The following is a 13,433-nucleotide window of genomic DNA, read 5'->3' as shown; positions in this document are numbered from 1 at the left end:
CCATACACCGCCAGGGCCGCGCCGGGACACGGGCGCTGCGGCGCAACGCCGCATTCTGGACCGCGGATTGTAAGGAACACTTCACGCCAAACCCCAGTACAGGACCCCATGACCCTCGAATTCGCCCTGAACAACGCCGCCCCCGCCACCGCCGCCGTCGATTGCGTGGTGGTCGGTGCCTACGCCGACAAGACCCTGACGCCCGCCGCCCGCGCCCTCGACGAGGCCAGCGGTGGACGCCTGACGGCGCTTGCCGCGCGCGGCGACGTCGACGGTGCCACCGGCAAGGTCGCGATGCTGCACGACGTCGCCGGCGTCTCGGCGCCGCGCGTGCTGGTGGTCGGCCTGGGCGAGCCGGGCAAGTTCGCGGTTCCGCAGTACCTGAAGGCCATTGCCGACGCGGTGCGCGCGGTGAAGACCGGCCCGGTGCGCTCGGCCCTGCTGACCCTGTCCGAGGTCGAGGTCCCCGGCCGCGACGCCGCCTGGACGATCCGCCAGGCCGCCATCGCCGCCGGCCACGCCGCCTACCGCTACACCGCGACGCTGGGCGAGAAGAACCGCAAGCGCGGCGAGAAGGGCCTCGAGCGCCTCGAGATCGCCGGCAACGACGCCGCCGCCCTGGCGCAGGGCCAGGCCATCGCCGCCGGCGTCGCCTTCACCCGCGAGCTGGGCCACCTGCCGCCGAACATCTGCAACCCGGCCTACCTCGCACAGCAGGCGCAGGAATTCGCCGCCAAGTTCGACAAGGCCTCCTGCGAGGTCCTCGAGCGCGAGGACATGGAGAAGCTCGGCATGGGCTCGCTGCTGGCGGTCGGCCGCGGCTCGGCCAACGCGCCGAAGCTCATCGTCCTGAAGTGGAGCAACGGCGGTGATGCGAAGCCCTATGTGCTGGTCGGCAAGGGCATCACCTTCGACACCGGCGGCGTCAACCTGAAGACCCAGGGCGGCATCGAGGAGATGAAGTACGACATGCTCGGCGCCGGCTCGGTGCTGGGTACCTTCGTCGCCGCCGCGGGCATGGACCTGCCGGTGAACCTGGTGGTCGTGGTGCCGGCGGTCGAGAACGCCATCGACGGCAATTCGTACCGCCCCTCCGACATCCTCACCAGCATGTCCGGCAAGACCATCGAAGTCGGCAACACCGACGCCGAGGGCCGCCTGATCCTGTGCGACGCGCTGACCTATGCGCAGCGCTTCGAGCCGCAGGCGCTGGTCGACGTGGCCACGCTCACCGGCGCCTGCATGGTCGCCCTGGGCAGCTTCGCCACCGGGCTCATGACCAAGCACGACGACCTCGGCCAGGAACTGCTGGCCGCCGGCGAAGAGGTGTTCGACCGCGCCTGGCGCCTGCCGCTGTGGGACGAGTACCAGACCATGCTCGATTCCAGCTTCGCCGACGTCTACAACATCGGCGGCCGCTGGGCCGGCGCGGTGACCGCGGGCTGCTTCCTGGCGCGCTTCACCGAAGGCCAGCGCTGGGCGCACCTCGACATCGCCGGCAGCGCCAGCCACAGCGGCAAGAACGGGCTGGCCACCGGCCGTCCGGTCGGCCTGCTGTCGCAGTGGCTGATGGACCAGGTCGCCCAGTAAGCCCCCGGGCCGGCGCGGGCTTCCGTTCGCGGGAGCCGGCCGGCCCTGCCGTCGACCGGGAACCCGCATGCGCGCCGATTTCTACCTGATTGCCAAGCCCCGCTTCCGCGACGAGCCGCTGCTGCTGGTCTGCGAACTGGCCAAGAAGGCCTGCGCGGCCAACCAGCCGATGCTGGTGCTGGCCCGCGACATGGAGCAGGCCGAGCGCCTCGACGACCTGATGTGGTCGTTCGAGCCCGACGCCTTCATCCCCCACGAGATCGCCGGCACCGGCTTCGATGACGACGAGGGCGGCGACGAGGCCGAGACCGACGTGCTCATCGTGCCGCCGGAGATCGACGTGCCGCTGCGCCCGCTGGTGCTGAACCTGCGCGACGCCGCGGTCGAAGGCGAGGTCGCGCGCGTGCTGGAAGTGGTGCCGGCGGATCCCTCCGCGCGCGATCCGCTGCGCGCCCGCTGGACCCAGTACAAGGCGCGCGGCTTCGCGCTCAACAAGTACGACATGTAACGCCGGGGCCCGCCCCCGCCCTGCCCGCTTTCCGAGTCCTCCGATGACCCTCGCCACCGGCTACGACCCCAGGTCCTTCGAATCCCGCCTCTATGCGCAATGGGAGTCCAGCGGCGCGTTCGCGCCCGCCGGCGACGGTCCCGCGTATTCGATCCTGCTGCCGCCGCCCAACGTCACCGGCACCCTGCACATGGGCCACGCATTCCAGCACACGCTGCAGGACGCGCTGGTGCGCTACCACCGCATGCGCGGCTTCCGCACCCTGTGGCAGGTGGGCAGCGACCACGCGGGCATCGCCACCGAGATGGTGGTCGCGCGCAACCTCGAGCGCGAGGGCCGCGGCGAGACCCGCGATTCGCTGGGCCGCGAAGGCTTCATCGACAAGGTCTGGGAGTGGAAGGGGCAGTCGGGCGACACCATCGAGCGCCAGATGCGGCGCATGGGTGCCTCGGGCGACTGGTCGCGCAGCGTCTTCACCATGGATCCCGGCGCCTCGACCGCGGTGGTCGAGGCCTTCGTGCGCATGCACGCCGAGGGACTCATCTACCGCGGCCAGCGCCTGGTCAACTGGGACCCGGTGCTGCAGACCGCGATCTCCGACCTGGAGGTCGTCAGCGAGGAAGAAGACGGCCATCTGTGGTCGATCCGCTATCCGCTGGCCGACGGTGCCCGCTACGAACACGTCGAGCACGACGCCGACGGCAACGAGACGCTGCGCGAGACCCGCGACTACCTGGTCGTGGCCACCACGCGCCCGGAAACCATGCTCGGCGACACCGCGGTGATGGTGCATCCGGAGGACCCGCGCTACGCCGCGCTGCACGGCGCCTTCGTCGAACTGCCGCTGACCGGCCGCCGCATCCCGGTGATCAGCGACGAGTACGTCGAGCGCGACTTCGGCACCGGCGTGGTCAAGGTGACGCCCGCGCACGACTTCAACGACTATGCGGTCGGGCAGCGCCACGGCCTGCCGATGATCAACGTGCTGACCTCCGACGCGAGGATCGTCTCCGGTGACGAGGCGATCCCGACGCACTACCGCGGGCTGGACCGCTACGCGGCGCGCACGGCGGTACTCGACGACCTCGAGGCCGCCGGCCTGCTGGTGGAAGCGAAGCCGCACACGCTGCAGGTGCCGCGCGGCGACCGCACCGGCCAGGTCATCGAGCCGTGGCTGACCGACCAGTGGTTCGTGCGCATGGATGGACTCGGCGCGCGCGGGCTGGAACTCGCCGGCGGCGCCGACGCGACCGACGGCCAGGTGCGCTTCGTCCCCGGCAACTGGATCAACACCTACCGCCACTGGCTGGGCAACATCCAGGACTGGTGCATCAGCCGCCAGCTCTGGTGGGGCCACCGCATTCCGGCGTGGTACGGCAGCGGCGGCGAGATCTTCGTCGGCCACGACGCGGCCGAAGCCCGCGCGAAGGCCGACGCGGCGGGCTACGCCGGTCCGCTGTCGCAGGACGACGACGTGCTGGAGACCTGGTTTTCCTCCGCGCTGTGGCCCTTCAGCACCATGGGCTGGCCCGACGCCGACGCCATGGCCAAGCGCGGCTATGACCGCTTCCTGCCTTCCGACGTGCTGGTCACCGGCTTCGACATCATCTTCTTCTGGGTCGCCCGGATGATCATGATGACCGACCACCTGACCGGACAGCTGCCCTTCCGCGACGTCTACGTGACCGGCCTGGTGCGCGACAAGGACGGCCAGAAGATGTCCAAGTCGAAGGGCAACATCCTCGACCCGCTGGACATCATCGACGGCATCCCGATCGACGACCTGGTCGCCAAGCGCACCGCCGGGCTGATGCAGCCGAAGATGGCCGACAGGATCGCGAAGGCCACCCGCAAGGAATTCCCGGACGGCATTCCCGCCTTCGGCGCCGATGCGCTGCGCTTCACCATGGCCGCGCTCGCCGGCCCCGGACGCGACATCAAGTTCGACCTGGCGCGTGCCGAGGGCTACAAGAACTTCTGCAACAAGCTGTGGAACGCCACGCGCTTCGTGCTGATGAACACCGAGGGCGCCGGGGCGATGGACGCCGCGCCGGCGGCGGTCACCGCGCCCGAGCAGTGGATCCTCGCCCGCCTGGCCGCGGTCACCGCCGAGGCCGAAGTGCACTTCGCCGGCTACCGCTTCGACCTGCTGTCGCAGGCGCTGTACGAGTTCGCGTGGAACGCGTTCTGCGACTGGTTCGTCGAGCTCGCCAAGCCCGCGCTCAACGGCAGCGACGCGCAGGCCGCCGCCAGCACCCGGCACACCCTGCTGTTCGTGCTCGAGCGCCTGCTCTGCCTGCTGCATCCGCTGGTGCCGTTCGTCACCGAAGAGCTGTGGCAGCAGGTCGCGCCGCGGCTCGGCATCGAGGGCGAGAGCATCATGGCGCGCGCCTATCCCCGCGCGGCGGACTTCGCCGGCCAGGACTTCTCGTCCGCGGCGGGCGACGTGGAATGGCTCAAGGCCATGGTGTCCGCCGTGCGCCGCATCCGCAGCGAACTCGGCGTGTCGCCGGCCAGGCCGATCCGCCTGCTGGTGGCGGGCGGTGGCGCGGCCGACGCCGAGCGGATCGCGCGCTTCGGCGCGCAGCTGGGCTTCCTGACCAGGGTCGAAGGCATCGAGGCCATCACCGGCGACCCGCCGCCGGCCGCCGCGGCCCTGGTCGGCGAGCTGAAGCTCTTCGTGCCGCTGGAAGGCCTGGTCGACCTCGACGCTGAGCGCACGCGCCTGGACAAGGAGCTCAAGCGCGTGGCCGGCGAACTGGCGAAGGCCAAGGGCAAGCTCGCCAGCGAGACCTTCGTCGCCAACGCACCCGCCGCCGTGGTCGAACAGGAGCGCACGCGCCTGGCCGACTGGACCGCGCAGCACGAGGCCCTCGCCGCGCAGCGCGCCCGCCTCTGAGGTCGCCCGCGAATTGGCTGCGGGCGGCTTCGGTGCCAGGAGCGAGAAGCGTTCTTGCCACGGATTTGCGCGGATCGGCGCGGATTTACACGGATCAGTCCGAGGCAAGGGTCGTGGAGGCTGCTGGAGAAAACGCAGGGTGGGCGTGGACGGCCGCCCCTGCCGAGGCACGCACCTCGCAAAAGTGCATTTCCCGATGAGTGCTTTTTCTTTGATCCGCTTTCGCTCTATCCGCGCAAATCCGCGCCGATCCGCGCAAATCCGTGGCAAAAGCGCTCTTTGCTTCGGCCGGGCAGACCCCTACTCCGCGAACAGCTCCATCGCCATCACGATCGCGTCCTCGCGGCCGTTGTTGGCGGCGGGGTAATAGCGTGGGCGGCGGCCGATCTCGTTGAAGCCCTCGTCCTCGTACAGGGCGATGGCCGCGGGGTTCGACGGCCGGACCTCGAGGAAGACGCGGCTGGCACCACGGCCGCGCGCGGCGTCGACCAGCGCACGCAGCAGGATGCGGCCATGGCCGCGGCCCTGCCGGGCCGGATCGACGCAGACGTTGAGCACGTGCGCCTCGTCCGCGGCCACGCTCAGCACGCCGTGGCCGATGAAGGCGCCGCCTTCCAGCAGCACCCAGGCCGGATAGCCGGCGAACAGGCAGTCGCGGAAGGTCCCGATCGACCACGGAAAGGGATAGGCGCGGCGCTCGACCACCATCACCGCATCGAGGTCCTCGATGCGCATCGGCCGCATGACCGGACGCACCGCGTCGGCCAGCGCGGCGCTCACGCCGGCGCGGCTCCGCGGCGCAGCGCGCGCAGCCGGGGCCACAGGGCGCGCTTGGCGGCGGCGTCGCCGCGCAGCGTCGCCAGCGGCGGCAGGCCGCGCAGCAGTTCGGCGGCGTCGCCGGATTCCGGCCCGCGCCCTGCCGCCCGCAACAGCGCGTGCGCCAGCGGATCGTCGGGCACGATGTCGGCCGCGCGCGGCGCGCGCGCCAGGACCTGGTGGCCCATCGCCGCCAGCACCTCGCGCTGCCACGGATCCCAGGCCAGCCCGGCCATCAGGCGCCGGCTCCGCGACGACCGCGCAGGCGCCACAGCCACAGCGCCGGACCCGACAGCGCATAGACGCCCAGCACCGCGAGCAGCGTCTTGGGCGGATCGATCCACAGCGCGATCAGCGCCGCCACCACCAGCAGCAGCGCGAAGAACGGCACCCGGTCGGAGCCCGGCCCGCTGCCGCTGCCCTTGAAGCTGGTGTAGCGGAACTGGCTGACCATCAGCAGCCCGCAGACCACGGTGATTGCCAGTGCCGCGTAGCGCAGCGCCTCGCCGCTGAGGTCGAGGCTGTGGAAGGTCCACACCGAGCTGGCCATGATGCCCGCGGCCGCGGGGCTGGCCAGGCCGATGAACCAGCGCTTGTCGATCTTGCCCACTTGGCTGTTGAAACGCGCCAGCCGCAGCGCAGCACAGGCGGCATACAGGAACGCCGCCAGCCAGCCGATCTTGCCCAGGGTGGCGCCGTCGAGCTTCATCGACACCAGCGACCAGTGGTACATCACCAGCGCCGGCGCCATGCCGAAGCTCACCAGGTCGGACAGCGAGTCGTACTGCACGCCGAACTCGCTCTGGGTATTGGTCAGGCGGGCCACCCGGCCGTCGAGGCCATCGAGGATGGCGGCGACGAAGATCGCGATGCAGGCGGCCTCGATGCGGCCCTGCGAGGCGGCGATGATCGCGAAAAAGCCCGCGAACAGCCCGCCCGTGGTGAACAGGTTGGGCAGCAGGTAGATGCCGCGGCCGCGCCGTGGCTTGGGGGGCAACTCGTCCATGGGGCAAGTGTAACCGCCGCCGCGGCGGGCCCGCGGGCGCAGGCACGGTCACGGAACCGGCCCGCGGCGCTTGCGCGGACCCGCCCCCGATGCTGCAATCAGCGGCCACGCCCGCACGGCAGGAGTCCACCATGTACCGCTTCGTCCTTGGCGCCGTCCTGGCGTTCGCCGCCGCGCCGGCCATCGCCCAGCAGACCGCCGGCGAGGTCTACAAGTGGACCGACGCCAACGGCGTCACCCACTACTCGCAGACGCCGCCCGCCAGCGGCAAGTACGAGCACCGCCTGATCACCTCGTCGGGGGCGACGTCGCCGGCCGTGGCCGTAGCCGCGGCCGCGGCGCCGGTCAATCCGCAGTGCACCGCGGCCCGCGCCAACCTCACCGCCCTGCAGGCCGAAGGCGACGTGATGCACGACACCGACGGCGACGGCAAGCCCGACAAGGTGCTCGACGCGGCGCAGCGGACCAGCCAGCTCGAGCTGGCCCAGGCCGCGGCCAAGGCCTACTGCACGCCCTGACCGCCGGGAGCCGGCGCGCCATGCAGACCCGCTGGGCCGTGGTCGCCGGATTGGCCGCCGGCATCGCCGTGGCCTGGTGGTTCGCGCGCGAGGCGCCGGCGGCGGCCGAGGCCAGGCGCCAGCGCGCCGAACAGGCGGCCAGCGCGAACGCCGAGGACGCGCGCCCGGTGCTGTACCGCTGGACCGACGCCGCCGGCGTGCTCCAGGTCACGCAGGAGCCACCGCCGCGCGGGCGGCGCTACGAGACCGTCGACATCCAGCCGCGCGACGGCATCGAGGTCGACGGCGGCCGCCAGTAGGTGGCCGGCGCCGGGCGGCGCGCGTGCTGCATGGCACAATCACCGGCCGAACCACCAGACCGATGATGCCGCCGATGCGCCTGTCGCAGTTCCACCTCCACACCGAAAAGGAAACCCCGGCCGAAGCCGAGCTCGTCAGCCACAAGCTGATGCTCAAGGCGGGGATGATCCGCAAGCTCGCCGCCGGCATCTACACCTGGTCCCCGCTGGGCCTGCGCGTGCTGCGCAAGGTCGAGGCGGTGGTGCGCGAGGAAATGGACGCCGCCGGCGCGATCGAGCTGCTGATGCCGTCCATCCAGCCGCGCGAGCTGTGGGAGGAGACCGGGCGCTGGGAGAAGTTCGGCGGCCAGCTGCTGAAGATCCGCGACCGCAAGGACGCCGAGTACGCCTACGGCCCGACGCACGAGGAGGTCATCACCGACTTCGCGCGCCAGGAGCTGGCCAGCTACAAGCAGCTGCCGGTGACCTTCTACCAGGTGCAGGCCAAGTTCCGCGACGAGATCCGGCCGCGCTTCGGCGTGATGCGCGCGCGCGAGTTCCTGATGAAGGACGCCTACTCCTTCGACATCGACGCCGAGGGCATGGCGGCGTCCTACGCCAGGATGCATGCGGCCTACACCCGTATCTTCAGCCGCCTGGGCCTGCGCTTCCGCGCGGTGCTCGCCGATACCGGCGCGATCGGCGGTGACGCCTCGCAGGAGTTCCACGTCCTGGCCGACTCCGGCGAGGACGCCATCGCCTGGTCGGACACCGGCAACGGGGATGACCCGACCGGCTATGCCGCCAACGTCGAGACCGCCCGCGCGGCCGCACCCGGCCCGCGCCCGGCGCCGGCCGAGGCCATGCGCGCGATCGACACGCCCACGCAGAAGACCTGCGAGGCGGTGGCCGCATTGATGGGAATCCCGCTGGCGCGCACCGCGAAGTCGGTGGCGGTGATCGGCCAGGACGCGGAAGGCAGGCCGCGATTCGTGCTGGTGCTGGTCCGCGGCGACCACGAGGTCAACGAGATCAAGCTGGCCAAGGTCGCGGGGCTGGCCGACTACCGCATGGCCACCGAAAGCGAGATCCTCGAGCACCTCGGCAGCGAGCCCGGCTTCCTGGGCCCGGTGGCGCCGGCAAAGCCGGTGCGCGTGGTCGCCGACCTGGAGGTCGCCGCGATGGCCGACTTCGTGGTCGGCGCCAACCGCCCCGGCCAGCACATCGCCGGCGTCAACTGGGGCCGCGACCTGCCCGAGCCCGACGCCGTCGCCGACCTGCGCAACGTGGTCGAGGGCGACCGCGCCGAGGACGGCGGCACCCTGCGCCTGATGCGCGGCATCGAGGTCGGCCACATCTTCCAGCTTGGCGGCAAGTACGCCGAGGCGATGGGCTGCAAGGTGCTCGACGGCGCCGGCAAGGCCGCGGTGCCGATGATGGGCTGCTACGGCATCGGCGTGTCGCGCATCGTCGCGGCTGCCATCGAGCAGAACCACGACGCGGCCGGCATCGTCTGGCCGCAGGCGATGGCGCCGTGGACGGTGGCGGTCTGCATCATCAATCCGAAGAACGATCCGGCCGTGGCGGAAGCGGCGGCGGCCCTGCACGACGAACTCGCCGCGCGCGGCATCGACGTGGTGCTCGACGACCGCGGCCTGCGCCCGGGCCCGATGTTCGCCGACATGGAGCTGGTCGGCATCCCGCATCGCGTGGTGGTCTCCGGTCGTGGCCTCGAGGCCGGCACGTTCGAATATCGCGCGCGCACCGCGGGCGAGGCCGAACACCTGGATCGCGAAACCCTGCTGCAGCGCCTGCCCGGCTGATCGCGAAATACCGGGGCGATTATCAGGCGGCGGCGCGGGATATTTTGCCGCCCGCCGCGTGGACGATTAACATCGGCGCGTCGCCGATAATCGGCGCCACCTTCTGAAATCCACCGGAGATGCAATGTCCATCGACCTCAATACGCTTTCGGCCAGGGAACTCGAAACCCTGATCACGCAGGCGAAGAAGCGCAAGACCGTGCTCAAGAAGCGCAAGCCGATCACCACCGTGCGCGCGCGCCTGAAGGCGGCGGCGGCGGCCGAGGGCTACACCATCGCCGAACTGTTCGGCGGCGGTGCGTCGTCCGCCGGCACCGAGCCACGCGCGACCAAGGCCCCGCGCGCGCCGCGCAAGACCACCGGCATCAAGGTGGCGCCGAAGTACCGCAACCCGGCGAACGCCGAGCAGACCTGGACCGGCCGCGGCAAGCAGCCGCGCTGGATGGCCGAGGAAGTGTCCAAGGGCAAGAAGCCCGAGGATTTCCTGATCGCGTGATTGACGACCCCCGCTCCGGCGGGGGTTTTGTTTTTGCGGATGAGGACTCCGGTCGGGTCCACGCAGCCTGTCCCACGCACAGGCTCACGTCAACGAAGACGCAACGGCCGGCCCCGCGCTCGGGCTTTTCCTGCCACAGGATCGCGAAAAAGGTCGGACCCGTCGCGGATGCAGGGGGGATGGCCAGAGCCGGCCATGGATGGCCGGCGGCCGGAACTGGGAGCAGGACAGCGAAGATTCCGGCTGGTCATCCCCCCTGCATCCGCGACGGGCACCGCACAGCAGCGCCCCCCGGGTCAGAGGTTCCGGCGCGCCGGCAGCAGCAGGTTGCCGAAGATCAGGCCGGCGACGATCGACAGCAGGATGTTGATCACCGCCATCGCGGCGCTCTGGCCCGCGGCCACGTCCTGCTGCTGCACCGACGTGATCAGGGTGCGCACGCTGGCGCTGCCGGGCACCATCAGGATGATGCCGGGCACCCGCACCACCGCGCCCGGGCGCCAGGCCCAGCGCGCATAGCCGTTGCCGGCGGCCGTCACCACCAGCGCCGCCAGGAAGATGCCGAACTCCGCGCCCCAGGCAAGTCCGGCCTTGCGCGACACCAGATAGCCCGTGGCCGCGGCCAGCGCCACGAGCAGCCAGTCGCGACCCTTCGCCCGGAACAGCACCGCGAAGGCGATCGACGCCACCGCCAGCCCGCACCATTCCACCCAGTCCGGCTGCGGCCGCCAGGCCCGCACCTGCGGCACGACGCCCAGCATTTCCATGCCGACCATGGCGACCATCGTGCCCACGGTGAGCATGATCATCGTCGCCACCGCGCCGGCGAAGCGCGCCGTGCCCGACATCAGGTGCTGGCTGGTCAGTTCGTTCACCGCGTTGGTGAGCGCAAGGCCGGGCATGAGCACGATCAGCGCCGAGATGATCACGGTGTTGAGGTTCAGCGGCGCCACCCAGGCCGCCACCATGATGGTGATCGCGGCCGCCACCATCGCGCTGACCGCGTCGTTGGCCTCGCGCAGCCGCGGCCGCGTGCGCGCCGCGACCTGCAGCAGACCGATGACCAGGCCGACCACCGCCGCCGTGCCGATGTCCAGCCACGGCAGCCGCAGCAGGCCGGCGATGCCCACGGCGGCGAGGCCGAAGCCCAGCACCTGCATCAGGTTTTGCCGCCGCGTCAGCGGCCGGTCCAGCGCGCGCAGCGCGGCGTGTCCTTCGGCCAGGCCGATGCGACCGGCCAGCACGTCCTCGGCGATGCGGTCGACGTCGCACAGCCGGCCGAGGTCGTTCTCGCCGGGCGGCAGGCGCAGCACGCGCGTGGCGTCGCCGTCGCCCGGCGGACGCATCGGATCGCTGAAGGACAGCACCATGCCGGTGGGGTTGGTCCACGGCTCGCACTCGAGGCCCAGGCGCTGCGCCACCAGCTCCAGCGCGCCTTCCAGGCGGGGCGTGGTGGTGCCGTAGGCGTGCAGGTGTTCGGCCAGCTCGACCATGAAGGCGATGCGGGCGGCGTAGGCTTCCTGGGGAAACGGGCGCGACATGCACAAAGGATGGCACGCGCGATCGACCCTGTGTTCGGTATCCTCCGCGCATGCCCGCCACGACCGCCAGCACTCCGACGCTCGCACTCGACGACGGCACGCTGCGCCTTGCAGGCAGCTGGACGCTGGAGCAGGCCGGGGCGGTGACGTCGGTGCTGGCCGACGCGCCCGGGGGCGCGAACGCGGTCGACGCGACCGCCGTCGAGCGCCTGGACTCCATGGGCGTGCTGCAGCTGCTGCGCTACGCGCACCGGCAGGGACTGGGCGACGACGCGATCCGCTATCGCGAGGACCACATGGCGCTGGTGGCCGCGATCGAGGACGTGGCCGACGACCGCCCGAAGAAGCGCCGCGAATACGGCGTCGCCGCGGCGCTGGCGCGGCTGGGTGAGACCATGCACCTCAACGGCCGCGAGATCGTGGCCCTGGTGAGCTTCCTCGGCGAAAGCCTGGTCAAGCTCGCCCGCATCGCGCGCGAGCCGCGCCGCCTGCGCGTCACCTCCACCGTCCACCACATGGAGCAGGTGGGCCTGGACGCGATGCCGCTGGTGGCCCTGCTGTCGTTCATGGTCGGGGCGGTGATCGCCTACCTCGGCTCGAGCATCCTCGCCGACTTCGGCGCGACCATCTTCGTCGTCGAACTGGTGGGGATCGCCTTCCTGCGCGAATTCGGCGTGCTGCTGACCGCGATCCTGCTCGCTGGCCGCACCGCCAGCGCGTTCACCGCGCAGATCGGGATCATGGTCACCCGCGAGGAGGTCGACGCGGTGCGCACGCTGGGCATGGATCCGATGGAGCTGCTGGTGCTGCCGCGGCTGCTGGCGCTGCTGCTCATGCTGCCGCTGCTGACCTTCATCGCGATGATCGCGGGCCTGCTCGGCGGCATGGCGGTGGCCGCCTTCGAGCTCGACATTCCGCCCCAGGCGTTCGCGACCCGGCTGCAGGACACCATGGAGCTGCGCCACTTCTTCGTGGGCATGTCCAAGGCGCCGGTGTTCGCGCTGGTCATCGGCCTGATCGGCTGCCTGGAAGGGCTGCAGGTCCAGGGCACGGCGCAGTCGCTGGGCGAGCGCACCACGTCCAGCGTGGTGCAGACGATCTCGATGGTGATCCTGCTCGACGCCTTCGCCGCGATCTGGTTCATGCAGGTGGGCTGGTGAGCGCCGACGCCGCGCGACCGGTGGTCCGCGTGCGCGGGCTGGGCAACCGCTTCGGTGCCCAGGTGGTGCACGAGGGCCTCGACCTGGAGGTGCGCGAGGGCGAGATCCTCGGCGTGGTCGGCGGCTCGGGAAGCGGCAAGTCGGTGCTCATGCGCTCGATCATCGGGCTGCGCACGCCGGACGAGGGGGAGATCGAAGTGCTGGGCGTGGACGGACGCGCCGGCGACGACGCCAGCCGCCTGCATATCGAACGCAATACCGGCGTGCTGTTCCAGGACGGCGCGCTGTTCTCGTCGCTGACCGTGGGCGAGAACGTCGAGGTGCCGCTGAAGGAGCACCACCCCAACCTCCCCGACGGCCTGCGCCGCGAGCTCGCCCTGCTCAAGGTCAAGCTGGCCGGCCTGCCCGCCGACGCGATCAACAAGCTGCCCTCGCAGCTGTCCGGCGGCATGCGCAAGCGCGCCGGCCTTGCGCGCGCGCTGGCCATGGACCCGCCGCTGCTGTTCCTCGACGAGCCCACCGCCGGGCTCGATCCGATCGGCGCGGCCGCCTTCGACAGCCTCATCCTCACCCTGCGCCAGGCGCTCGGGCTGACCGTCTTCATCATCACCCACGACCTGGACACGCTGTACGCTATCTGCGACCGGGTGGCGGTCATTGCCGACCGCCGGATCGTGGCGACGGGGCCGCTGGACGAGATCGAACGCCTCGAGCATCCGTGGGTGCAGGAATACTTCAACGGCCCGCGCGGTCGCGCGGCACGAGAGGCGGGCGAACGCGCCGCCGTGGAACCCTGAT

12 protein-coding genes and 1 pseudogene are annotated in these 13,433 nt (G+C 71.2%); 9 read left to right on the top strand and 4 right to left on the bottom strand.

Features of this window, described 5'->3' with window-relative positions:
- Positions 1-108 precede the first annotated feature (108 nt).
- From JGR68_RS02470 to JGR68_RS02460, 3 genes are all read left to right on the top strand, one after another.
- Positions 109-1,590 carry a leucyl aminopeptidase gene (locus JGR68_RS02470; protein WP_199360246.1) on the top strand — a complete coding sequence of 494 codons (1,482 nt, stop codon included), beginning with the start codon at positions 109-111 and terminating at the stop codon, positions 1,588-1,590.
- Between the two features lie 67 nt (positions 1,591-1,657).
- Positions 1,658-2,098 (top strand): DNA polymerase III subunit chi, encoded by a 441-nt coding sequence (locus tag JGR68_RS02465; RefSeq protein WP_199360245.1) that lies wholly within the window; start codon positions 1,658-1,660, stop codon positions 2,096-2,098.
- Positions 2,099-2,141: 43 nt separating this feature from the next.
- Positions 2,142-4,997, top strand: a complete 2,856-nt coding sequence (locus JGR68_RS02460; protein WP_199360244.1) for a valine--tRNA ligase — start codon at positions 2,142-2,144, stop codon at positions 4,995-4,997.
- A 300-nt stretch (positions 4,998-5,297) separates the two neighbouring features.
- Here the strand turns inward: JGR68_RS02460 and rimI are convergent, their stop codons facing one another.
- The 3 genes and pseudogenes from rimI to pssA all read right to left on the bottom strand — a co-directional run bounded on the left by rimI (position 5,298) and on the right by pssA (position 6,819).
- Entirely contained in the window at positions 5,298-5,741 is a 444-nt protein-coding gene (gene rimI / locus JGR68_RS02455; protein WP_199360874.1) for a ribosomal protein S18-alanine N-acetyltransferase, read from the bottom strand.
- A 32-nt stretch (positions 5,742-5,773) separates the two neighbouring features.
- A pseudogene (locus JGR68_RS13980) lies at positions 5,774-5,932 on the bottom strand (alanine acetyltransferase); the annotation flags it as partial.
- Positions 5,933-6,048: 116 nt separating this feature from the next.
- A complete protein-coding gene (pssA, locus tag JGR68_RS02445) occupies positions 6,049-6,819 on the bottom strand; it encodes a CDP-diacylglycerol--serine O-phosphatidyltransferase (RefSeq protein ID WP_199360243.1) in 771 nt (256 codons plus the stop codon).
- 131 nt (positions 6,820-6,950) lie between these two features.
- On the opposite strand from pssA, the gene JGR68_RS02440 reads away from it, so the two are divergent.
- From JGR68_RS02440 to JGR68_RS02425, 4 genes are all read left to right on the top strand, one after another.
- Complete coding sequence (locus JGR68_RS02440; protein WP_199360242.1) at positions 6,951-7,337, top strand: DUF4124 domain-containing protein; 387 nt, start codon at positions 6,951-6,953, stop codon at positions 7,335-7,337.
- A 20-nt stretch (positions 7,338-7,357) separates the two neighbouring features.
- Complete coding sequence (locus JGR68_RS02435) at positions 7,358-7,636, top strand: DUF4124 domain-containing protein (protein WP_199360241.1); 279 nt, start codon at positions 7,358-7,360, stop codon at positions 7,634-7,636.
- Positions 7,637-7,710: 74 nt separating this feature from the next.
- A complete protein-coding gene (locus tag JGR68_RS02430; RefSeq protein WP_199360240.1) occupies positions 7,711-9,438 on the top strand; it encodes a proline--tRNA ligase in 1,728 nt (575 codons plus the stop codon).
- A 124-nt stretch (positions 9,439-9,562) separates the two neighbouring features.
- The gene (locus JGR68_RS02425; RefSeq protein WP_199360239.1) at positions 9,563-9,934 is read left to right on the top strand and encodes an H-NS histone family protein; all 372 of its coding nucleotides are present in this window, start codon (positions 9,563-9,565) and stop codon (positions 9,932-9,934) included.
- Between the two features lie 296 nt (positions 9,935-10,230).
- Here the strand turns inward: JGR68_RS02425 and JGR68_RS02420 are convergent, their stop codons facing one another.
- Positions 10,231-11,475 carry a threonine/serine exporter family protein gene (locus JGR68_RS02420; RefSeq protein WP_199360238.1) on the bottom strand — a complete coding sequence of 415 codons (1,245 nt, stop codon included), beginning with the start codon at positions 11,473-11,475 and terminating at the stop codon, positions 10,231-10,233.
- A gap of 50 nt (positions 11,476-11,525) precedes the next feature.
- Between JGR68_RS02420 and JGR68_RS02415 the strand changes: the two genes are divergently transcribed.
- Together JGR68_RS02415 and JGR68_RS02410 are read left to right on the top strand one after the other, a co-directional pair.
- The gene (locus tag JGR68_RS02415) at positions 11,526-12,635 is read left to right on the top strand and encodes an ABC transporter permease (protein ID WP_199360237.1); all 1,110 of its coding nucleotides are present in this window, start codon (positions 11,526-11,528) and stop codon (positions 12,633-12,635) included.
- Positions 12,632-13,432, top strand: a complete 801-nt coding sequence (locus JGR68_RS02410) for an ATP-binding cassette domain-containing protein (RefSeq protein ID WP_234446563.1) — start codon at positions 12,632-12,634, stop codon at positions 13,430-13,432. Before JGR68_RS02415 ends, JGR68_RS02410 begins: the two co-directional genes overlap by 4 nt.
- Position 13,433: the final 1 nt, after the last annotated feature.

Source organism: Luteimonas sp. MC1750, assembly GCF_016615955.1.
In the GTDB taxonomy this organism is placed as follows: Bacteria; Pseudomonadota; Gammaproteobacteria; order Xanthomonadales; family Xanthomonadaceae; genus Luteimonas.
Note: the sequence above shows the minus strand (reverse complement) of the source record. Positions and strands in the feature narration are given on the sequence as shown.

What these genes read in the sequence shown, in the direction of transcription:
- JGR68_RS02470 (WP_199360246.1), top strand. Translation starts at nt 109, where the DNA reads ATGACCCTCGAATTCGCCCTGAACAACGCCGCCCCCGCCACCGCCGCC.
- JGR68_RS02465 (WP_199360245.1), top strand. Translation starts at nt 1,658, where the DNA reads ATGCGCGCCGATTTCTACCTGATTGCCAAGCCCCGCTTCCGCGACGAG.
- JGR68_RS02460 (WP_199360244.1), top strand. Translation starts at nt 2,142, where the DNA reads ATGACCCTCGCCACCGGCTACGACCCCAGGTCCTTCGAATCCCGCCTC.
- rimI (WP_199360874.1), bottom strand. Translation starts at nt 5,741, where the DNA reads ATGCGGCCGATGCGCATCGAGGACCTCGATGCGGTGATGGTGGTCGAG.
- pssA (WP_199360243.1), bottom strand. Translation starts at nt 6,819, where the DNA reads ATGGACGAGTTGCCCCCCAAGCCACGGCGCGGCCGCGGCATCTACCTG.
- JGR68_RS02440 (WP_199360242.1), top strand. Translation starts at nt 6,951, where the DNA reads ATGTACCGCTTCGTCCTTGGCGCCGTCCTGGCGTTCGCCGCCGCGCCG.
- JGR68_RS02435 (WP_199360241.1), top strand. Translation starts at nt 7,358, where the DNA reads ATGCAGACCCGCTGGGCCGTGGTCGCCGGATTGGCCGCCGGCATCGCC.
- JGR68_RS02430 (WP_199360240.1), top strand. Translation starts at nt 7,711, where the DNA reads ATGCGCCTGTCGCAGTTCCACCTCCACACCGAAAAGGAAACCCCGGCC.
- JGR68_RS02425 (WP_199360239.1), top strand. Translation starts at nt 9,563, where the DNA reads ATGTCCATCGACCTCAATACGCTTTCGGCCAGGGAACTCGAAACCCTG.
- JGR68_RS02420 (WP_199360238.1), bottom strand. Translation starts at nt 11,475, where the DNA reads ATGTCGCGCCCGTTTCCCCAGGAAGCCTACGCCGCCCGCATCGCCTTC.
- JGR68_RS02415 (WP_199360237.1), top strand. Translation starts at nt 11,526, where the DNA reads ATGCCCGCCACGACCGCCAGCACTCCGACGCTCGCACTCGACGACGGC.